Here is a 23,162-nt window from a genome sequence, read left to right as displayed (position 1 = left end):
TTCAGCCCCTGGAACACAAAGCCCACACTCCCTTTGCTTTTCCCGCCCGGAAGGCGGACGAATCAGCCTCGCATCCCCGGCGACAGTCGAACGCATGCCGGCCGCGCAGTAGAATGTCGTCATAGTGCAAGCTGCGGCCGGCGTCTGCATCCCCGGCCGGTCGGCCGCCCGCCGACGAAGCTGGAGGCATAGAAATAGGTGGCTGTCCCTGGATACACTGCGTTTACAGGTTGGGACGACGTTCCGATTATCGACCCGTAGGAATGCTCTTGCGTATGCATGTTAAGCGGCCACTCGTTTTCGCATCTATCGCTGTGGTGTTTAGCGTAGTTACGATCGGCTGGCTGATGACGCCGCCCGACCCGCGCATTCGCCAGTCCATCTTGCTGCGTTGTGCATCCGATGTGGCCAGCGCGTGGGCGGAAGGCGGTCCTATCGACCGGGAAAGCCTGAAGGAGACACTCAGCAACACGGCTTCCCAAAGCAAGCGGTACACGCTTCGCTGGGATGTCAATGATGTTGAGCGATGTTCGCCCTTTGCGCGTGTGACGATCGAAGAGGGTGACCACGTTTCACGGGTGCTAATCCTCGACCTTGTCGACGAGAAAGCCGGCTACGTAGTCACCCCCAGAGGATATCGGAAGTTGAAAGCCGAGGAGAACGCAACAGCGCGCGCGGGGGGCGGCGATGCGAACTCGGGCTTTCTGTTCTTCCGGTGAATCTCCTCGCACCGTTGTTTGGGGCAGGCACACATCAATACAGCGCCATTTCCGCGCGGGGATACACGGGACATTCTGCTTTCTCGGGGGATACACGGGACATTCTGCTTTCTCGGGGGATACACGGGACATTCTGCTTTCTCGACCCACGGCAGGGAGTCGCGTAGCCTTTCAGCATGCCCCGTACCGCGGGTGCTTCCGCCGGCGATGTCTGCTACCACGTGCTCAACCGCGGCAACGGACGGCAACGCGTCTTTCACCGCGACGCGGACTACGCCGCCTTCCTGGACCTGCTCGCCGCCGCGGGCACGCGCTGGCCGCTGCGGGTGCTCGGCCTGTGCCTGCTGCCGAACCACTTTCACCTGCTACTCTGGCCACATGCCGACGGCGATCTGAGTCGCTGGATGCAGTGGCTGCTCACATCGCACGTGCGGCGGTATCACGGGCAGCGTGGGACGTCCGGGCACGTCTGGCAAGGCCGCTTCAAGGCGTTTCCGATCCAGCGGGACGAGCACTTCCTGACCGTGCTGCGCTACGTGGAGCGGAACCCGGTCCGGGCGGGGCTGGCGCGGCGGGCGGAGGACTGGCCTTGGTCCAGCCTGGCGTTGCGGCGTCGGCGGAGCGAGTTGCTGACGGCGTCGCCGGTAGCGCTGCCGCGGAACTGGACGGCGCGGGTGAACCGGCCGGAGACGGACGCGGAATTGGAAGCGGTGCGTCAGAGCGTAGTGCGTGGGGCCCCATTCGGCACGCCGGCGTGGAGCGTCCGCACGGCAGCGGCGTTGGGCCTGGAGAGCACGCTGCACCCGCGCGGTCGTCCGCGCCAGGTATTACGGGAACAGGCCGAGTCCGCGAAACTGGCTAAAAAGTAGAATGTTCCCTCTAGCGTGCCCTTTAGCGCTGCAAGACGGTTCGGGCCGACACCGCTGCCGCGGGGGGTGACGGCTTGCACCTTCAGGACGCTACGGCGTCGCAACTTCGAACGTGTTGCCCTGCGAAATGTCGCCGGTTTCGTAGCCGCGCCGGAACCAGCGCACACGCTGCTCCGACGTCCCGTGCGTGAACGAGTCCGGCACGACATAGCCCTGGGCCTGTTTCTGCAGCCGATCATCGCCGACCGCCGCGGCCGCGCGGAGTCCCTCTTCGAGATCGCCGGGCTCCAGCAGATCGCGCGCCCGGTGCGCGTGATGCGCCCAGACCCCCGCGAAGAAGTCGGCCTGCAACTCCAGCCGCACCAGGAGCGCATTCGCCTCTTTCTCGCTCACTCGCCGGCGTTGCGCATCGAAGCGGTCGCTGATCCCCAGCACCTTCTGGACATGGTGGCCGATTTCGTGGGCGATCACGTACGCCTGTGCGAAGTCGCCCGGGGCGCCGAACCGCGCTCCCAGGTCAGCGAAGAACGACAGGTCCAGGTAGACCTTCTCGTCGCCCGGGCAGTAGAACGGCCCCGTCGCCGACCCGGCCAGACCGCACGCCGAGCGCACCCGGTCGCGGAACAGGACCAGCTTCGGCTCCCGATAGCTGCGCCCCTGCTGTGCGAACAGGTCATGCCAGACGGTCTCCGTGTCGCCGAGCACGACCGCCACGAACTCAGCCAGGCGGTCATCCTCCGGATCGCCGGTGGCGACGACGCCGGCGACACCACCTTCGTCGGGTAGCGGGCCCGCCCCGCCGTCCGACACCAGTTGCATGAGCGCCGCTGGGTCCCGGCCAAACAAGACCGCGAGCAAGATCAGGATGAGCATCCCCCCACCGCCCAGTGCCAATCCGCGCCCCCCTCGCCGCCGATCTTCGATGTTGCCGCTACGGCGCAGCCCTGTCCAACGCATGTTGTGCTCCCGTGGTCACCAGAACGAGCGCCGCCATGACCGACGTGAGTGTTTCCGGGCCAGCGCTCGGAATGCACGGGCGAATTGTACCGCGCTCACAGCGCCGCGGCAGCTAAGAACGCAGGTCGAGTCTGCTCCCGGCTGCGAGCGGGTTGGCCGCCACAGACGCCATCAGGTGGCCGTCAGGATGCGCCGCTTCAGCTCGTCGGCCTGCGTCAGGAACAGGATGAGGTACACCAGCGCGACGATACCCGGGATCAGGCCCAGGCAGGGAATGATCGCAAAGCACACCCAGATGCAGTACCGCCGGGCGTTCTTTTCGCCGCAGTCGTCCACGTCGGCAATCCCGCGCGAATAGAAGTACGCCTGGAACGACTCCGCCAGCGCCGGATAGACCTTGAAGCCCCAGTAGAAGTTAAAGAGCGGCACCATCAGCAGCCACGTGTAGCGCGGCTCCTGCAGCTGGTACTTCGCCGGAATGGCCCGGAAGCACTCGACCACCAGCCAGCACACAAACGCCTGCAACGCGGGCAGCACGACGAAAACGCAGCAGGCCCCGGTGATGTTGCCGGCGACATCGGTGTTGGCCAGCGACAAGCTGGTGATCGTTCCCAGAGCCCACACCGGTGCGAGCACCACTGTCATCTCCCGATCTCCGCCGGCCGTGCCGGACACCCGCCGGCCTGGACGCCTGGAGGTACAATACCCCATCCCGGCGTCGCCGGACGCGGCCGGCCGCCGGGCAACTGCGTATAGGATGCCGGAAATGGATTCGAACCGCACGCGGCTTTATTTCGTTCTCCTGGCTGGGTTGACCGTGGGCCTGGGCCTCGCCGGCTGCGAGGGCCTGCCCTACGTCCTCCAGTTGGCCGAGGGGCAGCTTCAGGTCCAGGGCCACGTCGAGCCGATCGACGACGTGCTCGCCTCCGGCCGGCTCTCCGAGGAGGACGCAGCCAAGCTGGAGCTGATGGTCGCGGCCCGCGAATACGCCGCCGGCACCCTCGGTCTCAACGTCGGCCGCTCCTACACGACCTTCTACGACACCCGGGGCGACCCGCTGGCGTTCAACATCTCGGCCGCCCGGCGGGACGCGCTGGTGCCGAAGACGTGGACGTTCCCGGTGGTCGGCGAAGTGCCGTACCTGTCGTTCTTCGACGAGGCGTACCTGCGCGACTACGAGCAGCAGCTCAAGGACGCGGGCTACGACACGCTGACGTACGAGCTCGACGCCTACAGCACGCTGGGCTTTTTCGATGACCCGGTGCGCTCGACGATGCTGCGGCGCGACGTGCTCTCGCTCTCCGAGACGATCATCCACGAACTGCTGCACAACACAATCTACCGCCCGAACGACACGGTGTTCAACGAATCCCTGGCCACGTTCGTCGGACGCCAGGGCGCCGTCGAATTCGTGCGCGCGCAGTTCGGCGACAACTCCGGCCTGCCGGCGATCGCGGTGGCGTTCTACGCGGACACGGATGTAGTGAATGCGTTTCTGCTGGACTTGTACGCGGATCTGGCGGCGTACTATGCCCAGGACCTCAGCGCGGAACAGAAGATCGCCGGGCGGGAAGCCGTGTACCAGGCGGGGCGCGACCGCTTTGTGGCCGCGGTGCAGCCGACGCTGAATTACCCCGAGTCGTTCGCGGGTTACGCGAACCTGCCGACCAACAACGCCTGGATGCTCGCCCACTACCGCTACAACCTCGACCTCGACGTGTTCGCCGACGTGTATGCCACTACGGGGTCGGACTGGTCGGCAGCGCTGGATGTGTACCGCGCGGCGGCACAGGGGTCGGACGATCCGTTCACGTACCTGCGGGGCTGGCTGCAGCAGCACTCGGCGGCGCTCGCCGTCCCGTAGTCCGGGCGTTAAGCTGCCCAGGGGAGGAGCTGTGATGGATGCGCTGACGGTGATCTTGTCCGTGGTGTGCGGGCTGGCGTGCGGCGTCGCGCTGGCCTGGCTGCTGCTGCGCCGCGCGGCACGCGACGCGCAACAGCGGGCGCTGGCCGAGGCGCAGGTCGAGCGGGCCGCGCTGGTCGAGCGCGTGCAGGCCCGCGACGAGCAGTTGCAGGAATCCCGGCGCGCGCAGGACGCCGCCGCGGCGCAGGCGACGCAGCTACAGACGGAGGCGGCCGGCTTGCGCACACAGCTCGCCGAGCTGAAGACGCGGCTGGAAGAGGAGCGCAAGGCGGCGACGGCCCAGCTCGCGCTGTTGAACGAGGCGCAGCAGAAGCTGTCCGACGCCTTCAAAGCACTATCCGCGGATGCCCTCAAGAGCAACAACCAGTCGTTTCTCGAGCTCGCGAAGACCACGCTGGAGAAGTTCCAGGAGGGCGCGAAAGGCGACCTCGAAGGCCGGCAGAAGGCGATCGGCGAGCTGGTCAAGCCGCTCAAAGAGTCGCTGGAAAAAGTGGACACCCGCATCCAGGAGCTCGAGAAGGCCCGCACCGGCGCGTACGCCGGCCTGACCGAGCAGATCAAAGCGCTCGCGACGTCGCAACTCCAGTTGCAGACGCAGACCGGCAACCTGGTGAAGGCCCTGCGGTCGCCGACCGTGCGCGGGCGCTGGGGCGAAATCCAGCTTCGCCGGGTGGTCGAAATGGCCGGCATGGTGGAATACTGCGACTTCGTGCAGCAGGAGACGGTGGAGAGCGGCACGGGCCGGCTGCGGCCGGACCTGATCGTGCGGCTGCCGAGCGGGAAGAACGTGGTCGTCGACTCGAAGGCTCCGCTACAGGCCTATCTCGAAGCGCTGGAAACGGAGGATGAGGGGGAGCGGCGGGCGCATCTGAAGGCCCACGCCGAGCAGGTGCGGAAACATCTCAATCAGCTCAGCGCCAAGGCGTACTGGGGCCAGTTCCAGCCGGCGCCCGAGTTCGTCGTCCTGTTCCTGCCCGGCGAGACGTTCTTCAGCGCGGCGCTGGAGCAGGACCCCAGCCTGATCGAGGCTGGTGTGGAACAGCGGGTGATCCTGGCAACACCCACGACGCTGATTGCACTGCTGCGCGCGGTCGCCTACGGCTGGCGACAGGAGCAGATCGCGGAAAACGCCCGGGAAATCAGCGCGCTCGGCAAGCAGCTCTACGAGCGCCTGAGCACGCTCGCCGACCATTTCGGCAAGGTCGGCAAGGATCTCACACGCGCGGTCGAGGCCTACAACAATGCGGTCGGCTCGTTCGAATCACGCGTGCTGGTCGCCGCCCGACGATTTCGCGAGCTGGGCGCGACGAGCGAAGCGGAGATCGACTTGCTGCCGACCATCGACACCACCGCGCGCACCTTGCAGCTCACCGACGGTCCGAAAACGGACGCCCCGTAAACGCCGGCGGGAATTGCCCGACGACCATTCTCATTCACTCGGCTCTGAGGCCGGCGCCCGGCGCGTCGTCGGCCGCTCCGGGACGTCCGCCAGGCGACGCACGACCACCGCCAGCACCGCCGCCGACTGGATCGTCCCACGCCGGTCCACGACGTCGTACACATCGCCCGGCGTATGGTAGTTCTTCACTCCCGGGCCCAGATCGCCGCCCAGCGACAATGCACATACGCCGCGCTGCGTGAACGGCGTATGATCGCTGCCTTCCCAGGACCACGCCGCGATTTTCGGCTCAAGCTCGTAGCCGGCCAGATCGTGCCGCAACGCCTGCAGAAACGGCTCAATCTCCGGGTGCCCGAACACGCCGAAGACGCGCGGCGCGCCGGGCATGTCCACGTTTACCACCGCGACCACGTGATCCAGCTCGTCGGCATGCGCCTGTGCATACGCTTCGCTGCCATCCAGCCCGAGTTCCTCGGCCATGAACCAGACGAAGCGCACCGTGCGGCGCGGCTGCCAGCCGGCGTTGGCCAGCACGCGGGCCGCTTCGAGAATCGCCGTCGCGCCCGTTCCGTTGTCGAGCGCGCCTTCGCCCAGATGCCAACTGTCCAGGTGGGCGCTGAGGATCACGATCTCACGTGCCAACGGCCCCCGACCGGGGATCTCACCTACCACGTTGCTCGGCTGACAGTCCCAGTTCTCCGTGTCGAGCTGGATATTGACCTGCACGGTTTCGCCGCGCGCCAGCCGGTCGAGCACCTCCTGATCGTGGCGGATCACGACCGCGGGCTCGGGGCGCGGCTCCGTATGACCATTGCCGATCACCGGCGCGCGCTCGGGCTGGCTCATCACGACCAGGCCAGCCGCGCCGTGCTCCACCGCCCGACGCAGTCGGCCGATGCGCGTCCCCCGGCCCTCCCGTACCAGCACGAACTTGCCGGCCAGCTCCGCCCCACGCGCCGCGATGTCCGCCTCCTTGGCCTCGCCCAGGTCAATCAGCTCCGCCGTGACACCCTCCGGCGGCGTCGAGATCGTCTTGCTGAGCGCCACGGCGCCTTCCAGCACGCGCGGCGAATCGCCGAGTACCGTCACCTGCGTCCGCGTCACCGTCCAGCACTGCATCTTGAACGGTTCCAGGTGCACGTTCCGCAGGCCGTACGCGCGCAACTTGTCCGCGACGAATTGCTGCGCCTGCTCCGCGCCCGGCGTGCCCGTCAGCCGACCACCGGGCATGGCCAGCGCCCGCAGGTTCGCCGATAGCTCGGAATGCATCATGACTTCGCCGATGAGCTGCCGATCCACGAGATCGCTGGCGGGCTGGTGACAACCGCCGACGACCAAGCCGATACTCATGAGGCGTATGCTGAGGGCGGCGCACCGCTGTGACATAATTGCTTTCTCCGCTGGCCCGTGGGTTGCACGCAACGGGCTGAAACAGAGTTTATACCCGCCCCGCCGCGCTGCCCGCTATACTCCCGCGCATGACCTTCACCCAGGCCCTCCAGCACGCGCCGGCCATGCTCACCGAGGGCGCGATCATCGAACGTCTGCGGCGCGACTCCGCCATAAAGCTCGATCCGCACGTGCTTAACGCGGGTCTGCTCTATGACCCGGCCGGGCGGCGGGCGCTGACCAACGTGTATCGTCAGTACCTGGAAATCGGTCGGGCGACGGACCTGCCCATGCTCGTCTGCGCGCCGACCTGGCGCGCCAACCGCGAACGGCAGCGTGCGGCCGGGCTGGCCGACCGCGACGTGAACGGCGACGCCGTCCGGCTGCTGCGCGCGCTGCAGGCGGAGTGCGGGCCGTATGCCGGGGCGGTGCACGTCGGCGGCCTGCTCGGCTGTCGCGGCGATGCATACAACCCGGCGGAAGCGCTGGACCTGGCCGCCGCACGCGACTTTCACACACCGCAGGTGCAGGCCCTGTGCGCCGCTGGCGTGGATTTCCTGCTGGCGGCGACACTGCCGGCCGTGTGCGAGGCTCTTGGCCTGGCGCAGGCCCTGGCGGCCACCGGCCTGCCGTACGTCCTGAGTTGCGTCGTACGTTCGACCGGTACGTGGCTGGACGGCACGCCAATCGCGGACGCCATCGCACACATCGACCGCGCCGTCTCGCCGCCGCCGAGCGCGTACTTTGTGAACTGCGTGCATCCAACGGTCTTCGCCGCAGCGCTGGACGTCGCGACGCGTGCTAACCCCGAGGCCGCCCGGCGTGTCGTCGGGCTCCAGGCCAATACGTCCACCCTCAGCCCCGAAGCACTGGACAACCGGCCGCATCTGGACTCCGCCGCGCCGGAGCGCTTCGCAGCGGACATGCTGGCCGTGCGCCTCCGGTTCGGCACCCGCGTCGTGGGTGGGTGCTGCGGGACGGACGACCGCCACCTGTGGGCCCTGGCCGCGGCTCTGCGCTGATCGCTTGCGGGGGGGGTACGGCGGTCGTTCCCGGTCCCGCGTGCACGGCCCGCGGGCCTTGGCGCGGGCGGTTGGTTGTGGGCGTCGCGGACCGCCCCGCGCTGGGCTACAATGGGCGGAGCGGTTCGTGACAGTCCCGCGCAGCGGCGCGGGACGGATTCGTTAACTCACGACGGCGGCCTTCTATGGGCGCAAAAAAATTCGGGCAAGACGAGGACATGCGCGACTGGTCGCGCCGCATCCAGGACATCATGGACGAGATGCGGAATCGCAGCTTCTGCGACTACCGCGCGACCGGCACGTGGCTGCCCACGGTCAATATCTACGAGACGCGCTCGACCTACTATGTCTGTGTCGAGCTGGCCGGGCTCGAAAGCAGCAGCGTCACGGTAGAGTGTCCGGACGCACGGCACATCAGTGTCGCGGGTGAGCGCATGCGGCCGCGCCTGCCGGACCTGGTGGACCCGTTCAGCGTCGAGCTGATGGAAATCGACGAGGGTCCCTTCCACCGCGAGATCGACTTCGGCCAGCCGTTCGAGGCCAATACCCTCGAGGTATCGTACGATCAGGGCTACCTATGGATCACACTCCGGAAGACCGCGACGACCTGACGACCCCCGCGCCGGATTCCGGTGCGGAGGCCCCGGACACGCCCGAGACGCCGCGCCGGGCGCGCGGCGGGGGCGGTGACGAGGGCACCCCGCGCCTGCCGCGCGAGCTGCCCGTCCTGCCGATCCGGGACATGGTCGTGTTCCCCGGCACCGTCGTGCCGCTCACCGTCGGCCGCGAGAAATCCAAGCGGCTGATCGACGCGGTCCTGGCTGGCGACAAGCTCCTGGTCACCTGTACACAGCGCCGCGCGGACACGGAGGACCCCGGCCTCGACGACATCTACCGCATCGGCACGGCGTGCACGGTCCTCAAGCTCCTCCGCATGCCGGACGGCACCAACAGCCTGCTTGTGCACGGGCTGGTTCGGATCGGAATCGAATCCTGGTCGGCCAGCGAGCCGTACTGGCGAGCCATCATCAACCCCCACGAAGACGAAGATGTGCCGCCGGGCCTGGAGCTCGAAGCGCTGGCCTACACCGCCCGCCAGACCGCCCAGCAGGTCATCGAGCTTAGCCCGAACGTGCCCGACGAGGCCCGGCTCGTGCTCGACAACATCGACAAGCCCGGGCCGCTGGCGGACTACCTCGCGGCCAACCTCTCGCTGGGCATCGCGCAGAAGCAGGAGCTGCTCGAGACGTTCGACATCGCCGACCGTCTCCGCAAGGTCAACGCGACGCTGAATAACCAGCTCGAAGTGCTGCAACTCTCCCAGAAGATCCAGTCCGACGTCCGCCAGCAGATCGACGAGTCGCAGCGCGAGTACTACCTCCAGCAGCAGCTCAAGGCGATCCAGAAAGAACTCGGCGAGACCGACGGCCGCACGGCGGAGCTCGACGAGCTGCGCAAGAAGATCGCCGCGGCCGACATGCCCGAAGCCGTCCTCAAGGAAGCCGAGCGCGAACTCGGCCGCCTGGAGCGCATCTCCCAGGGCTCGCCCGAGAACGGCGTCATCCGCGACTACCTCGACTGGCTTTGCCAGATGCCCTGGAAGACGGAGACGCAGGACAACCTCGACCTGCGCCGCGCCGAGGCTGTCCTCGAGGCCGACCACTACGGGCTCCAAAAGGTCAAACGCCGCATCCTGGAATACCTCGCCGTCCGCAAGCTCAAGCCCGACGGCAAAGGTCCCATCTTGTGCTTCGTCGGTCCCCCCGGCGTCGGCAAGACCTCGCTCGGCCAGAGCATCGCCCGCGCGCTGGAACGCCACTTCATCCGGATTTCTCTGGGCGGTGTGCGCGACGAAGCTGACATCCGCGGCCACCGCCGCACCTACATCGGCTCCATCCCCGGCCGCATCATCCAGGAAATCCGCAAGGCCGGCTCACGCAATCCCGTCTTCATGCTCGACGAGCTCGACAAGCTGGGCGCCGATTTCCGCGGCGATCCGGCGTCCGCCCTGCTCGAAGTGCTGGACCCGCAGCAGAACCACAGCTTCACCGACCACTACCTCGGCGTCCCGTTCGACCTCTCCAAGGTGCTGTTCATCGCCACCGCCAACCAGATGGACCCGGTGGCCCCGCCGCTGCGCGACCGCATGGAGGTCATCGAGCTGCCCGGCTACACGACCTCCGAGAAGCTCGAGATCGCCCGCCGCTACCTTGTCCGACGCCAGTCCGACGAGAACGGCCTCACCGGCCGCGAGATCACCATCTCCGAGCCGGCGCTGCGGCGGCTGATCGAAGCCTACACACGCGAGTCCGGCGTGCGCAACCTCGAGCGGGCCATTGGTACGGTGCTCCGCGGCGTGGCGGCGAAGGTCGCGCGCGAAGAGGACGTGCGGAGCTCGATCTCCATCAAGGACCTGGAAACCTACCTCGGCCCGCCGCGCTTCGATCGCGACGTGGCCCTGCACCGCGGCGTGCCGGGCGTCGTGACCGGCCTCGCCTATACGCCGGTCGGCGGCGAGATCATCTTTGTCGAAGCCGCGCAAATGCCTGGCAAGGGCGGGTTTACGCTCACCGGGCAGATCGGCGACGTGATGCGCGAATCGGGCGTCGCCGCCCTGTCGCTCGTGCGGGCCCGTGCCGCCGACTGGCACATCAACCACGAGCACCTCCAGCAGACCGACATCCACATTCACGTCCCGGCGGGCGGCGTGCCGAAGGACGGTCCGTCCGCTGGCGTGGCCATGCTGACCGCTCTGGTTTCACTCCTCTCTGGACGCCCGGCCGATCCTAAGGTTGCGATGACCGGCGAGATCACGCTCCGCGGGCAGGTTCTGCCGATCGGCGGCGTCAAGGAAAAGGTGCTCGCCGCCCACCGCGCGGGCGTCAAGACGGTCGTACTGCCAGCCCGCAACAAGCATGACCTGCACGACGTGCCGGGGGACGTGCGCGAAGAGCTGAAGTTCGTGCTGGCAACTCGGGTGGAAGAGGTCCTCGCGGCGGCCCTGGGACCGGCCAAGGGGACCAGCCGCGGCAGCCACCCCACCAAGGGCCGGAAGCCGCGCAGGGCGGCGCGCAAAGCCGTCCGCCCGCCGGTGCGCAAGGGCCCGGCACGGGCCGCCGCCGGCGCGTAGATCAGTAAATGATAAAAAGGGATGCAATGTCCTGTATTGCCGTCCCCGCGTTTTCCACCCGGGAAACGCGATTCTTAACCTGTTGTCCAGTCAAGGATTCCGCTTGAACGCCGCCGCCGGTTCGCGTAATATGTCACCGGTCAAGTCCCGCGTCGGCTTGATCATTGGCGGCGTGACGCTCACGATGTGATGTGTCAGGGAGAACGGCGGCCACCGGTGACGGTGGCGTGCTGGGGAACGCGATGAATACGATCACCAAGAAAGACCTCGTCGATCGGATTGCGGAGAAAAGCGGCACGAAGCGCGTCGTCGTCAAGAAGATCGTGCAGAACTTCCTGGACGAGATCGTCGCCGAGCTGGGCAGCGGCAACCGCCTGGAGTTTCGCGACTTCGGCGTCTTCGAGATCCGCTCCCGCGCGGCCCGCGTGGCACAGAACCCGAAGACCATGGAGAAGGTCTTCGTCCCGGAGAAGCGCACGGTCAAGTTCAAGATCGGTCGCCTGATGAAGCAGCGGTTGTTCGACGGCGAGGAGGCGCGCCCGACGCGCCGGCCGCGCGTCGTCAACCCCGAGCCCCGCGCGGCCAGCGACGCGGTGTAGCCCCCCCCACCCCCGGTGCACTCGGACAGTTGGGCTTCCTGTAGGATTCCCTGCGGAGAGACCGAGCACGGCCGGGAGACACATCCATGCGAACCGCAATCACTCTGTGCGGGGTGGTGGGCATTTGTGCTGCGGCCGCGGTGCCGGCGGCGGCGGATGGCGGGTACATCTTCCTCGAGGGTGACGCGACCGCGCTGGCCCAGACGCGCCAGGAGGTCGTGATCGCGTTCTACCGGGACGGCGCGGGGGATGCCGCGGTCGACAAGGCGCTGTATGTGCTGCGCAGCCGCTATACCGGCACGCCTCCGCAGTCGTTCGTCTGGCTCGTGCCCGTGCCCGCCACGCCGACGGACGTGGTCGCACATCAGAACGGCACACTGTTCGAGCGGCTCGACGACCTGACCGCGCCACACTTCTTCATCGACACAGGGACCAGCCAGCCGGCGATGTGCGGGTGTGCCGCCAATGCCCCGGGAGACGGGAACCTGGCCGGCGGGCTCGTGGTCGTAGCGGCCCAGGGCCAAGCCGGGATCTTCGACTGGGCGGCGCTCACCAGCACCGGCGCCGACGCGCTGCTCGACTGGCTGAACGCCAACAGCTTCGCGGTGCCGGACACGGCGGTCGATGTCCTGCAAACCTACATCGACCAGGAACTGCACTTCCTCGCGATCCGCGTGGCCGCGTTTGACGAGCTCGCGGCGGACGAGGACGGTGAAATCGCGATTCCGCCGATTCAGTTCACGTGCGCGACCAGCCGACGCTTCTATCCCATGGTAATCTCGCAGATTTCCGCCGCCGAGGAGACCGAGGTGCTCATCTATCTCCTCGCGGACCACCGTATTGAAGCGGCGAATGTGCCGAACGCGGTCATCGACGAGGAGGCTCTGGCGGCGGATGACGACAGCCCGAGCCTGACCAACTACGAGCAGTTGTTCACCGATGCCATCGCGGCGGAGGGCGGGCTCGCACTCGTCACCGAGTACGCACAGCACTGGTACGGCGAAACCGCCTGGGTGACAGCACCGCCCGCCGTGCTCGAATTGGAATATCTCACACGCCTGCGCACCGTGCTGACGCCCCAGCGGATGACCCAGGACTTCGAGTTCCAGGATGCCCCGACGGACGAAACGGTCTATTCGGTGTACTGGATCGAGGGAACGGAAGTGGCCGGCGTGGTCGCCGCGCTGGGCACGCCCGCGGCCCTGCTGCTGGTGTACGTGGGCTTCCACACGACCATGAAACACCGGCGCAGCGCCCGGCGCACTCGGCACCCGCAATCCGTCGCCGCGTAGCGGCTCACTTCTTCAGCAACCCCCGCAACACGAACGGCAGCACGCCGCCGTGCCGGAAATACTCCACCTCGATCGGCGTGTCGATCCGGCAGAGCACCTTGAACTCGACGTGCAGGTCGAGCTCCGGGTTGTTGCCGATGACCGTCAATTCCTGTTTCGGCTGTAGCTTGTTGTTTAAATCGGGAATGTCATAGAAGCCACGCCCGGTCAGCCCCAGCGACTCGTACGTCTGGCCGTCCTTGAACTGCAGCGGCAGCACGCCCATCCCGACCAGGTTGCTGCGGTGGATGCGCTCGAAGCTCACCGCCAGCACCGCCCGCACACCCAGCAGCGCCGTCCCCTTCGCCGCCCAGTCGCGCGAGCTGCCCATTCCGTAGTCCTTGCCCGCCATGATGATCAGCGGTGTGTCGGCCGCCTTGTACTTCATGGCGGCGTCGTAGATGCTCATCTGGTTCCCGGTCGGCAGGTGCACCGTCAGACCGCCCTCGGTCCCCGGAGCCAGCAGGTTGCGAATCCGCGGGTTCGCAAACGTCCCGCGCGTCATCACCCGGTCATTGCCACGCCGCGAGCCGTAACTGTTGAACTCCGCCGGCTCGACCCCCTCCTCCTGCAAATAGCGCCCCGCCGGCGACGTCGGATCGATGCTCCCCGCCGGGCTGATGTGATCCGTGGTCACGCTGTCGCCCACCATCAGCAGGCACCGCGCCCCGCGCAAGGGCGCGATCGGCTCGGCCTCAGGGGTCAACGCCTGGAAGAACGGCGGCTCCTGGATGTACGTGCTGCTCTCGTCCCACGCGTACACCGGATCATGACCGCCGCCCAGGCGCTGCCACTCCGGCGGACCGGTGAACACGTCCGCGTACTGCTGGACGAAGACCTCCGGACTCACCACCTGGCCAATGACGCCTTCGATCTCCGCCGGCGTCGGCCAGATGTCGCGCAAGAACACGGGCTGCCCGGCCGCATCCCGACCGAGCGGCTCATTCAGCAGGTCGATATCCACCGTGCCCGCCAGCGCATACGCGACCACGAGCGGCGGCGACGCCAGGTAGTTCGCGCGCACCTGCGGGCTGATCCGACCCTCGAAATTGCGATTGCCGCTCAGCACGGACGCGACCACCAGCGCGCCCTCGGCGATCGCCGCCCGCACCGGCTCCGGCAGCGGCCCGCTGTTGCCGATGCAGGTCGTGCAGCCGTACCCGACGGTCTGGAAACCGAGCTGGTCAAGCGCCGGCGTCAGCCCCGCGCGGTTCAGATACTCCGTCACCACGCGCGACCCCGGTGCCAGCGACGTCTTCACCCACGGCGGCACCTTCAGTCCGCGCGCGGCCGCCTTCTGCGCAATCAGGCCGGCGGCGACCATCACCGATGGATTGCTCGTGTTCGTGCAGCTCGTGATCGCGGCGATGACAACAGCCCCGTGGCGCAGCGTCGCGGGGGCGGTGTCCAGCTTCGCCTCGATCGTTCGGCCCACCTCCGCCTCGGTCAGCGCGAAGCCGCGGTCCTTCAGCGGGGCCCGCAGCGCCTGCGCGAAGGCCGCCTTCATTTGCGACAGCGCCACGCGATCCTGCGGCCGCTTCGGGCCGGCGAGGCTGGGCTCCACCGTCCCAAGGTCCAGCGCGACCGTCTGCGTGTACTGCGGATCGGGGCTCTGATCCGTGCGGAATAGCCCCTGCTCCTTGCAGTACCGCTCGACGAGATCCACCTCCTCCGCCGTCCGTCCGGTCAGACGCAGGTACTCCAGCGTGCGCTCGTCCACCGGGAAGAACCCGACGGTCGCGCCGTACTCCGGCGCCATGTTCGCCAGCGTCGCCCGGTCGGGCAGCGCCATGCTCGACAGCCCCTCGCCATAGAACTCGACGAACTTGTCCACCACGCCCAGCGTGCGCAGGATCTCCGTCACGCGCAGCACCAGGTCCGTCGCGGTCGCGCCTTCGCGCAGCCGTCCGCCCAGCCGGACGCCGACGACCTTCGGTATAAGCATGTATAGCGGCTGCCCGAGCATCGCGGCCTCGGCCTCGATCCCCCCGACGCCCCAGCCCAGCACGCCCAGCCCATTGATCATCGTCGTGTGGCTGTCCGTGCCCACCAGCGTGTCCGGCAGCGCCAGCATGCGCGCCCCGGCCTTGCGCCGCAGTACCACCTTCGCGAGGTACTCCAGGTTGACCTGGTGGACGATCCCCGTCGCCGGCGGCACGACGCGCACGCTGTCCAGTGCATTCTGGCCCCAGCGCAGAAACTCGTACCGCTCGCGGTTGCGATGAAACTCCAACTTGGCGTTCAACGCCAGGGCGTCCGCCCGCCCGAAGTGGTCCACCTGCACCGAGTGATCGATCACCAGGTCGGCCGGAATCTGCGGGTTGATCCGCCGCGGATCGCCGCCCAGCCGCTCCATCGCCGCGCGCATCGCCGCCAGATCCACCAGCGCCGGCACGCCCGTGAAATCCTGCAGAATCACCCGCGCGGGCTTGAACGGCACCTCACCGGCGGCTTGGTGCGCCGGCGACCAGCCGGCCAGCGCGCGGACGTGCTCGTCCAGCACCGCGAACCCGTCCACGTTGCGCAGCACGTTCTCGAGCAGGATGCGAATCGAGTACGGCAGCGTGCTCAAGCGCACCAGACCGGCCTGCTCGAGCACGTCCAGACGGTGGATTTCCACGTCACCGCCCTGGGTCGCAAGGGTGGCGCGGGCGTCAAAGGCTTTCGCGGGCCGCTTGGTCATCGGTCTGATCTCCCTCGGCAACCGATTCTAGTTCGGTTGCGCCGGCTCCGCCGGCGGCGATTCCGGCACGGGCGTGGGCTCCGGCGGTTCAGTCGGGCGCGGCTCATCGGCCGGCGGCGGTTCGGGCATCGTCTCGGACGGCAAGACCGGGGCGGGCTGACTGTCCGCGGTCTGCGTCGCCGGCGCGCCGCCCTCTCGCGATGCCCGCTTGATGCGCGGCGGATCGACGGGCTGCGACGGGGCCTGGTCCGGGCCGGCCGGATCACGCTGCGTGGGCACGTGCCGGATGCGATCGACCACGTCCATCCCTTCGACGACCGTGCCGAACGCACAATAGCCCCAGCCGTCACGACTCGGAAAATCGAGCTGCGGGTTGTCGATGACGTTGATGAAGAACTGCGACGTCGCCGACGACGGGTTGCGCGTCCGCGCCATCGCGATCGTCCCGCGGACGTTCTTCAGGCCCTTGCGGGCTTCGTTCGCGATCGGCCGCGTGAGCCCCGTCTTCTTCAGCTCGTTCAGCGCCATATACCCGCCCCCCTGGATCATGAAGTTCGGCAGCACACGGTGAAAAATCGTGCCGTCGTAATACCCGGAGTCCACGTACCGCAGGAAGTTCTCCACCGTGATCGGCGTCTTCTCCGGGTTCAGTTCCAGCACGATCCGCCCCCAGTCCTCCTCGCCCTGCGCGATTTCCAGCACCACCCGCGGCGGCGGCCCCACCGGCGCCGTCGCCACCGGCGCGGCGTGCATGTTCGGACGCGTCGCCGGACGGCTGTGTGCCGGCGGAACCTGCGCAACGGCGGAGACGGCCAGACCGGCCGCCAACATAAAGGACCCATAGCGCGGAAGTCTGCGATACATGCACTGCCCTCAGGGAGTTCTTTCGTGGCGGACGGGTGGCGCCCCCGTCCGGGCCCGCGTACAGCTTAGTCCACGGCGGGGGCGCTCGCCACCCCGCGCAAGCGGTCGTACAGATCGTCCGGCAAGGCCAGCGGCCGCCCATCCCGCCCCACCGAGACCAACGTCGATCGACCCTCCGTCAGCAGCCGATCCCCGCACAGCAGGCGATAGCTGTGCTCGACCAGCACCGGCGTAAGCCGCTCGGTGGTCGTCGTGAGCGTCAGCAGGTCGTCGTAGCGGGCGGGTGCCCGGTAGCGGCATTCGAGCCGGGCCACGACGTAGAAGATGCCCCGGTCCTCCATGTCCCGGTAGCGCACGCCGTTGCGGCGCAACAGCTCCGTGCGGCCCAGCTCGAAGTAGACGAAGTACTGGGCGTGGTGGAGATAGCCCATCGCGTCGGTCTCGGCGTAGCGGACGCGGATCTCGACATCGCAGCTTGGCACGGGCGTTGACATGCAGAAATGTTACCCGCCGACCGCCCCCTCGTCAGCGGTCCGGCCGCCCCCGACGTTCGTCTGGCGCGGTCCGGCGCAGCCAAGCCGTGGCCCCGGCACTGCTCGCCGCGTCGCAGCGTCGGCCCCCTGCGGTCCGCGTCCCCGTATCGCCGACGCTATCCGCCTGTGCTTAACAACTCGACGAACAGATTGATGTCGCCAAACGACGGATACGTGCCATCTAGGTTTATATCCCCGTTCTCCGGCGGGCAACCATGGTACGTGGTTTGCCATACCGCGAAGTTCGACATGTACAGCACGAACGGGTTGATGTCGCCGAAATCGACGGCGCCGTCGCAGTCCAAGTCGCCGACGACCGACTCACAGCGCCACCGGGCCCAACGGGATGAGACATGCTCACCGGCCGTCGCAAACGCGCCGCCCGCGACCAGGTCGCCGCCGTATGCGCCGAGCGCATACACCGCGCCGCCCAGCCCGCCGCCCAGCGGCCCCCACGTTGCGCCATCCCAACGCGCGATCCGGGAGCAGAGCGTGCCCCCGGAGCGGCCGAACAGGCCGCCAGCGATCAGTTCGCCATTGTAGACGGTAAGTGCCTGCACCGGGTGAGACATGCCGATCGTCGACAGCGGCAGCATCTCTGCGCCGTCCCAGCGGGCGATGTGACCGCAATACTGTCCGCCTGCGAAGTCGATATCGCCGCCCACGATCAACTCGTCGTTGTAGACGGTGAACGCGTAGATCGAACCGACCACGCCAGACTCCGGCCACTGCCACATCGCGCCATTCCAGCGCGCGATACTGAACACCGCGACGCCGCCCGCAGAACTGAAGTAGCCGCCCGCGACCAGTTCATCGTGGTAGACCGCCAAGGCGTACACGGGGCCGCCGATGCCTTCGCCGAGCGGCTGCCAGGTTGTACCGTTCCAGCGCGCAATGTGGTCGCACGGCACGCCGTCCGCCGCCGCGAACAACCCCGCCGCGATCAATTCACCCTCATACACGGTCATGGCGTTCACGCTCGCCGCAAATTCCGGGTCGGTCATGCCACCGCCCAGTGGCTCCCACGCCGCACCGTTCCAATGACTGATGCTGTTGCAGGTTACACCGCCCGCCGTGATGAACTGACCACCGATCACAATGTCGCCGTCGTACTCCGTGATGGCGCGCACCGGACCGTCAGTCCCGCTGTCCAGTGCCTGCCATGTGCTACCATCCCACTGACCAACGCCGTTGCAGATGACCCCATCTGGCGCGCCGAGGAAATCGCCGCCGGCGAACAGCACGCCACCCGAAGCCCAGACGGCGCGGATGCTGCCGTCGAATCCCGTACTCAGCGGATGCCAGCCCCCGCCATCCCAGCGCGCCACGCAATTGCACCCGACACCGCTCGCGCGGCCGAATAGCCCTCCGCCAACCAGTTCACCAGCGTACGCCGTCAGCGCAGTCACCGTGCCATCCGTACCCTCGGCCAGCGCCTCCCAGGTCACGCCATTCCAGCGACCGATGTTGTTGCACGGTACGTTGTCCGCGGTGACAAACCAGCCGCCCGCGATCAGAGCGCCGTCGTAGACGGCTATCGCCCGCACGGTTCCGGAAATCCCTACCGCCGCCATTCCTCCGCCCAATGGCTGCCAAGCCACACCGTCCCAGCGGCCGATGCCGTTGCAGGTTAATCCGCCTGCAGTGGGGAACCACCCTCCTGCGATCAACTCGCTGCCGTGAACCGCCAGGGCGTACACCTTGGCGGCGGCGCTGCCGCCCACTCCGGCGCCCAGCGACGCCCAGCCCGTCCCGTCCCAGCGCGCCACCCGGTTGCATTCCACGTCACCCGCCAGCGTAAATTCGCCCCCCGCGATCAGATCGCCGTCGTAGACCGTCAACGCGTTGACCCAGTTGTTCGTCCCACTGCTCAACGCCTGCCAGTCGGTCCCGTCCCAGCGGGCCACACGCGCGCACGATGCACCTCCGGTGGTCAGGAACTCTCCACCGGCGATCAAATCGCCGTCACGGACCGCCAGCGCACGTACGGCTGCCCCCATCCCGCTGCCCAAGGGCTCCCAGGTTACTCCGTCCCAGCGCGCGATGAAGTTGCAGGTGACCCCGCCGGCCGTTGTGAAACTACCCCCGGCGACCAACGCGCCATCGTGGACCGTCAACGCCAGTACCGTGCCGTCCATCCCGCTGCCGAGGGCCTGCCACGCGTTGCCGTCCCAGGCGGCGATTCTACTCGCCGGCGTCGCACCGGCGACCGTGAACGCCCCACCGATCACGAGCAGCTCCGGCAGTGGCCCGGTATCGTCCGGGTCCCATGTCGTGGCGGCGTTGACCACGCCGTCCGTACCCGCCACACCTGTACCATCCCGCCAATCGCACGACTGCCCCGCGGCACGGTTCACAGAACTCAATCCGACCAACCCCACGATGGCCGCCGCAACCGACAGAACGATCCGCGTCGCTCGTGATGGACAATTCATGTGATGTCCTCCGCGTTTCAGTTCTGAACCACAACCGTGCTATCTCCGGTTCCAGACTCCGGTTGGCGTTCACACTCGCCCTGCAGTCTCGTGCGAGCGCAACCAGACCCCCGGTCCACGCCCGCTGCCGAATGTTATCAACGCCCAAGCGTCCCCGGCGCGCAGTAGACTCCCTGCGTGGGGAAGACCAAGCTCGTCCTGAACCCGGACGTGCAGCGTGTAGGGCAGGTCCCCGACTTGCTCTCCGTGGGCATCTGTGCCGATCTGCGCCCATATCCCCGCATTCAACAAGACCCGCCTGCGCCCCACCAATTTCCAGCACTCCTGGTCCTCTCCGCGTCCTCCGCGTCCTCCGCGGTTATCCTCTTACAGGAGGTGCGGATGCGAATCTGGCTGAATGCCGAGTGCTGAACGCTGACCGCTTCAACGTCCCAATAACGAAGGGTGCCAATTAGGCCGCGCAAAGAAGAATCGTTGGCCCACCTTGGGCGGATAGCTTCAGAATCGCGGTGTCATGTGGACACGTAGCGAACTACAGTCCCCGCCGGCCTCACTCCCCCACCCACTGCAGCCGGCGCGGCCAGTAATCGTCGAATTGCGGGACCTCGGGCTTGCCTTGCGGGCGAATGTGGGCGAACAGCGTTTCCTTCGCCTTGTCGTACGCCACGCGGCCATTGACGATCGTGTAGCGCACCTGCGTCATGTAGTGCAGCAGGTCGCCGTCGCAGACCACGAGGTCCGCGTCCTTGCCCACTTCGAGCGAGCCGATCCGGTCGTCCACGCCCAGCACCCGCGCCGCGTCGATCGTGATCGTCCGCACCGCCGCGTCATTGCTCAAACCACCGCGCACCGCGAACGCCGCCTCCATGTTCAGATGCAGCAGGTCGCGGCCGGCGAGCCCCCACAACGTGATCGCCGCCGTCGGCGGCACGACCGCCACCGTCACGCCGTGCGTGTGCAAAATGCGCGCGTTCTCGATCGACGAACCGTTCGGGCGGTTGAACCGGTCATCGGGGGCGCGCTCGTCGCGCGGCGTAATCACCGCCCGCACGCCGGCGCGGCCCAGAGCGGGTGCCACGGTCCAGCCCTCGACCGCCCCGCGCACGACCAGGTCGAAGCCGTAGGTCTGCGCGAGGTCCGCGAGGTCGGCCAGCTCGTGCGTGCTGTTGGCCGTCGCAACCGAGATTACTTCACGCGCCAGCAGCTTGCGGTAGTTCTCGTACTTCTCTTTGAGCCACTCCTTGTCCGGCGGCTTCGCGTCCTTGTTCACCGCCTTCTCGCGCTCGAAGCGCTGCACGTCACGCAGGTACGTGCGGACGCGCTCCAGGTCGGCCCGCAGTTGCGCACGCTCCAGCGGGCTGCGGGTCGCGTAGTTGATGTTCAAGTACGCATTGGCCTTCAGGATCAGGTCCTGCGTCGTGCCGTAGGTCAACTTCGCCACGTCATTGCCGGCCAGCGCCGTGGTGATGCCGCCGGCCAGCGCGATCGCCATGTTCAGCGCGTACACGTTCGTCGTGTCGCGCGGCTGATTGCCCCCGTGAAGCCCACCGGCGACCGCCGCGACCAGGCCCGGATACACCTCCAGCCCCGTGGCATCGACCACCACGCACTCCGGCGGCAGCACGACGTGCTCGCCGATGGCGGTGATGATGCCGTTGCGCGAAAGCACGGTGGCGCGTTCGAGCACCGGGCCGGTCACGGTGTGGACGCGGCCGTTGATGACCGCGAGAAACCGCTCTTTCTCCGGCGCGGCCTGTGTCGTCGCCACGGTCGTCGTGGACGTAGTAGCGGTCGTGGTCGTAGGGAGGCTGCTGGTCGCCGCGGAAGCCGGCTGCGATACGGGCTGGGTCGCCGGTTGCGATACGGGTTGCCTGGCTGGCTGCGATGCAGGCTGCGTGTCGCTGGGCTGCGACTCCGCCGGCGACTGCGCGACTACGGGCAGCGCGAGCGCCAAGCACAGCAGGGCGGCGCACCAACGCCAGCTTGTGGCCGGGCGGAGCATCACTGCGGCACCTCCACGCGGCGGACGATCTCGCCGGCGATCATCACCTCACGCACGCGGGCCAGCGGATCGAGCGGGTCGGCGTCGAGGAAGATCAGGTCGGCGTCCTTGTCCTTCTCGATGCTCCCAAACCGGCTGTCGAGCCCGAGGAGTCGCGCCGGGTGGAGCGTGACCGCCTTGAGCGCCTCGGCCCGCGTCCAGCCCTCGCGCACCAGCAGCGCGATGCGGCCAAGCATCTGCCGGTGCTCCTCGGCATCATCCGCCAGCGGCATCAACGACACTTCGCAGCCGGCCTGCGCGAACTGCCGGACGACGTGGATACGCTCGGCCGAGTTCGGCGCCCGGTTGATCACCGGCTGGAGGACCACCCGCGGCTTCTTCGCGCCGATTTGTTCGGCAATAAACGTGAAGTCCGACTGCTGGCCGTTGCGCGCCAGGAACTGGTGCGCGACATCGAACTTCTTGAGCACTTCGCTGAAGTGTACATAGTCGGAGGCACTGCCGAGCTCCAGCAGCGCGAACACATCCGGCTTCTTCTGGATCAGATCGACGAGCACCTGGAACGCGGGATCGATCGGCGGCGGCTGGAACGCGGGCTGCGTCGCGGGCACGCTGGTCGGCTGCGACCCGGGCTGCGAGGCGGGTTGGCTGGCCGGCGGTGCGGCCCTACGCTCCTGCTCCTGCTTCTTCTCGAACTCCTGCTTGGCCTTCTCGACCTTCTCGATTTCCTGCTGCGCCCGTTCGAGCGCCCCGCGAAGCACGCGCTTGTCCGGCGTCACGCGGAGATACGCCGGCGCCTGCAGCACACGCTGCTCCTGCGCACCCGCGGTGTGCACGACGATCGCCCGGCCGGGAATCCCGCCGCCCCCCGGCACCAGCGCGAGCGTCGTGTACCCGGCGTCCAGCAGTTCGTCGTAGGCATCGGGCGCGGGGAAGTACTCGTCGGCGACGGTCCAGTTGCCATGGACCTCCGCGCGGTGATAGCCCGGCAGGCCGAAGCGCGAGCTGGGGTTGATGAGCCCGGGCATGACGACGCGGTTACGGGCGTCGATGACTTTCGCATTCAGCGGATATTCGAGCCCCTTGCCGACGTTTTGGATCTTGGCGCCGTTGAGCACGATGACGCCGTCGTGGATCTCCTCGCCGGTGCCCGTGATGATCTTGCCGGCGCGGATGACAGTCAGGCGCTCCGGTTCATCAGCGCAGAGTACGGGCGCCGCAAGCAGCATGAACACCACGGCAACACCCGCGCCGCGGGCCAGCCGCTTCAGACTCAATCCGCAGGACTGTGGAACACTGGTCATGG

Annotated in this window: 18 protein-coding genes; 9 read left to right on the top strand and 9 right to left on the bottom strand. The window is 67.6% G+C overall.

All coding sequences use genetic code 11. The features are described from left to right. Positions 1–275 precede the first annotated feature (275 nt). Positions 276–719, top strand: coding sequence for a hypothetical protein (locus tag KA383_11860; GenBank protein ID MBP7746815.1), 444 nt, complete (start codon positions 276–278; stop codon positions 717–719). 176 nt (positions 720–895) lie between these two features. Next, positions 896–1,588: a transposase gene (locus tag KA383_11855; GenBank protein MBP7746814.1), complete on the top strand. Its 693-nt coding sequence runs from the start codon at positions 896–898 to the stop codon at positions 1,586–1,588. Between the two features lie 90 nt (positions 1,589–1,678). On the opposite strand, the gene KA383_11850 is transcribed toward KA383_11855, so the two are convergent. Then, complete coding sequence (locus KA383_11850; GenBank protein MBP7746813.1) at positions 1,679–2,545, bottom strand: neutral zinc metallopeptidase; 867 nt, start codon at positions 2,543–2,545, stop codon at positions 1,679–1,681. Between the two features lie 171 nt (positions 2,546–2,716). Next, positions 2,717–3,190 (bottom strand): hypothetical protein, encoded by a 474-nt coding sequence (locus tag KA383_11845; protein MBP7746812.1) that lies wholly within the window; start codon positions 3,188–3,190, stop codon positions 2,717–2,719. Between the two features lie 121 nt (positions 3,191–3,311). Here KA383_11845 and KA383_11840 point away from each other — a divergent pair, with 121 nt between their 5' ends. Both KA383_11840 and rmuC read left to right on the top strand, forming a co-directional pair. Continuing rightward, positions 3,312–4,409, top strand: a complete 1,098-nt coding sequence (locus KA383_11840; GenBank protein ID MBP7746811.1) for an aminopeptidase — start codon at positions 3,312–3,314, stop codon at positions 4,407–4,409. 34 nt (positions 4,410–4,443) lie between these two features. Next, positions 4,444–5,868, top strand: a complete 1,425-nt coding sequence (gene rmuC, locus KA383_11835) for a DNA recombination protein RmuC (GenBank protein MBP7746810.1) — start codon at positions 4,444–4,446, stop codon at positions 5,866–5,868. Between the two features lie 30 nt (positions 5,869–5,898). Here rmuC and KA383_11830 read toward each other — a convergent pair whose 3' ends face one another. Further along, the gene (locus tag KA383_11830; protein ID MBP7746809.1) at positions 5,899–7,218 is read right to left on the bottom strand and encodes a M20/M25/M40 family metallo-hydrolase; all 1,320 of its coding nucleotides are present in this window, start codon (positions 7,216–7,218) and stop codon (positions 5,899–5,901) included. Between the two features lie 128 nt (positions 7,219–7,346). Between KA383_11830 and KA383_11825 the strand changes: the two genes are divergently transcribed. The 5 genes from KA383_11825 to KA383_11805 all read left to right on the top strand — a co-directional run bounded on the left by KA383_11825 (position 7,347) and on the right by KA383_11805 (position 13,300). Then, a complete protein-coding gene (locus KA383_11825) occupies positions 7,347–8,279 on the top strand; it encodes a homocysteine S-methyltransferase family protein (protein MBP7746808.1) in 933 nt (310 codons plus the stop codon). A gap of 185 nt (positions 8,280–8,464) precedes the next feature. After that, a complete protein-coding gene (locus KA383_11820) occupies positions 8,465–8,890 on the top strand; it encodes an Hsp20/alpha crystallin family protein (GenBank protein MBP7746807.1) in 426 nt (141 codons plus the stop codon). Beyond that, positions 8,857–11,409: an endopeptidase La gene (lon, locus tag KA383_11815; GenBank protein ID MBP7746806.1), complete on the top strand. Its 2,553-nt coding sequence runs from the start codon at positions 8,857–8,859 to the stop codon at positions 11,407–11,409. Before KA383_11820 ends, lon begins: the two co-directional genes overlap by 34 nt. Before the next feature lie 242 nt (positions 11,410–11,651). Beyond that, positions 11,652–12,008, top strand: a complete 357-nt coding sequence (locus KA383_11810; protein MBP7746805.1) for an integration host factor subunit beta — start codon at positions 11,652–11,654, stop codon at positions 12,006–12,008. 86 nt (positions 12,009–12,094) lie between these two features. After that, a complete protein-coding gene (locus KA383_11805) occupies positions 12,095–13,300 on the top strand; it encodes a DUF2330 domain-containing protein (GenBank protein MBP7746804.1) in 1,206 nt (401 codons plus the stop codon). Positions 13,301–13,304: 4 nt separating this feature from the next. On the opposite strand, the gene acnA is transcribed toward KA383_11805, so the two are convergent. The 6 genes from acnA to KA383_11775 form a co-directional block, all read right to left on the bottom strand. Next, positions 13,305–16,022, bottom strand: coding sequence for an aconitate hydratase AcnA (acnA, locus tag KA383_11800; GenBank protein MBP7746803.1), 2,718 nt, complete (start codon positions 16,020–16,022; stop codon positions 13,305–13,307). A 27-nt stretch (positions 16,023–16,049) separates the two neighbouring features. Continuing rightward, complete coding sequence (locus KA383_11795; GenBank protein ID MBP7746802.1) at positions 16,050–16,853, bottom strand: peptidylprolyl isomerase; 804 nt, start codon at positions 16,851–16,853, stop codon at positions 16,050–16,052. 98 nt (positions 16,854–16,951) lie between these two features. Continuing rightward, positions 16,952–17,380, bottom strand: coding sequence for an acyl-CoA thioesterase (locus tag KA383_11790; protein MBP7746801.1), 429 nt, complete (start codon positions 17,378–17,380; stop codon positions 16,952–16,954). Positions 17,381–17,535: 155 nt separating this feature from the next. Next, a complete protein-coding gene (locus KA383_11785) occupies positions 17,536–19,776 on the bottom strand; it encodes a hypothetical protein (protein ID MBP7746800.1) in 2,241 nt (746 codons plus the stop codon). A 628-nt stretch (positions 19,777–20,404) separates the two neighbouring features. Further along, on the bottom strand, positions 20,405–21,856 hold the full coding sequence (locus KA383_11780) for an amidohydrolase family protein (protein ID MBP7746799.1): 1,452 nt from the start codon (positions 21,854–21,856) through the stop codon (positions 20,405–20,407). Beyond that, a complete protein-coding gene (locus KA383_11775; protein ID MBP7746798.1) occupies positions 21,856–23,160 on the bottom strand; it encodes an amidohydrolase family protein in 1,305 nt (434 codons plus the stop codon). Before KA383_11775 ends, KA383_11780 begins: the two co-directional genes overlap by 1 nt. Between the last annotated feature and the right edge of the window lie 2 nt (positions 23,161–23,162).

It is taken from the genome of Phycisphaerae bacterium (assembly GCA_017999985.1).
Lineage (GTDB): Bacteria > Planctomycetota > Phycisphaerae > UBA1845 > Fen-1342 > JAGNKU01.
The sequence above is the reverse complement of the archived record's forward strand: the minus strand, read 5'-3'. Positions and strand labels throughout refer to the sequence as shown.

Bases quoted from the DNA above. Each gene is read 5' to 3' on its own strand.
- rmuC (MBP7746810.1), top strand. From the start codon at position 4,444: ATGGATGCGCTGACGGTGATCTTGTCCGTGGTGTGCGGGCTGGCGTGC.
- KA383_11810 (MBP7746805.1), top strand. From the start codon at position 11,652: ATGAATACGATCACCAAGAAAGACCTCGTCGATCGGATTGCGGAGAAA.
- KA383_11775 (MBP7746798.1), bottom strand. From the start codon at position 23,160: ATGACCAGTGTTCCACAGTCCTGCGGATTGAGTCTGAAGCGGCTGGCC.
- acnA (MBP7746803.1), bottom strand. From the start codon at position 16,022: ATGACCAAGCGGCCCGCGAAAGCCTTTGACGCCCGCGCCACCCTTGCG.
- KA383_11840 (MBP7746811.1), top strand. From the start codon at position 3,312: ATGGATTCGAACCGCACGCGGCTTTATTTCGTTCTCCTGGCTGGGTTG.
- KA383_11825 (MBP7746808.1), top strand. From the start codon at position 7,347: ATGACCTTCACCCAGGCCCTCCAGCACGCGCCGGCCATGCTCACCGAG.
- KA383_11855 (MBP7746814.1), top strand. From the start codon at position 896: ATGCCCCGTACCGCGGGTGCTTCCGCCGGCGATGTCTGCTACCACGTG.
- KA383_11845 (MBP7746812.1), bottom strand. From the start codon at position 3,190: ATGACAGTGGTGCTCGCACCGGTGTGGGCTCTGGGAACGATCACCAGC.
- KA383_11805 (MBP7746804.1), top strand. From the start codon at position 12,095: ATGCGAACCGCAATCACTCTGTGCGGGGTGGTGGGCATTTGTGCTGCG.
- KA383_11795 (MBP7746802.1), bottom strand. From the start codon at position 16,853: ATGTTGGCGGCCGGTCTGGCCGTCTCCGCCGTTGCGCAGGTTCCGCCG.
- lon (MBP7746806.1), top strand. From the start codon at position 8,857: ATGGATCACACTCCGGAAGACCGCGACGACCTGACGACCCCCGCGCCG.
- KA383_11830 (MBP7746809.1), bottom strand. From the start codon at position 7,218: ATGAGTATCGGCTTGGTCGTCGGCGGTTGTCACCAGCCCGCCAGCGAT.
- KA383_11820 (MBP7746807.1), top strand. From the start codon at position 8,465: ATGGGCGCAAAAAAATTCGGGCAAGACGAGGACATGCGCGACTGGTCG.
- KA383_11790 (MBP7746801.1), bottom strand. From the start codon at position 17,380: ATGTCAACGCCCGTGCCAAGCTGCGATGTCGAGATCCGCGTCCGCTAC.
- KA383_11850 (MBP7746813.1), bottom strand. From the start codon at position 2,545: ATGCGTTGGACAGGGCTGCGCCGTAGCGGCAACATCGAAGATCGGCGG.
- KA383_11860 (MBP7746815.1), top strand. From the start codon at position 276: ATGCATGTTAAGCGGCCACTCGTTTTCGCATCTATCGCTGTGGTGTTT.
- KA383_11780 (MBP7746799.1), bottom strand. From the start codon at position 21,856: ATGCTCCGCCCGGCCACAAGCTGGCGTTGGTGCGCCGCCCTGCTGTGC.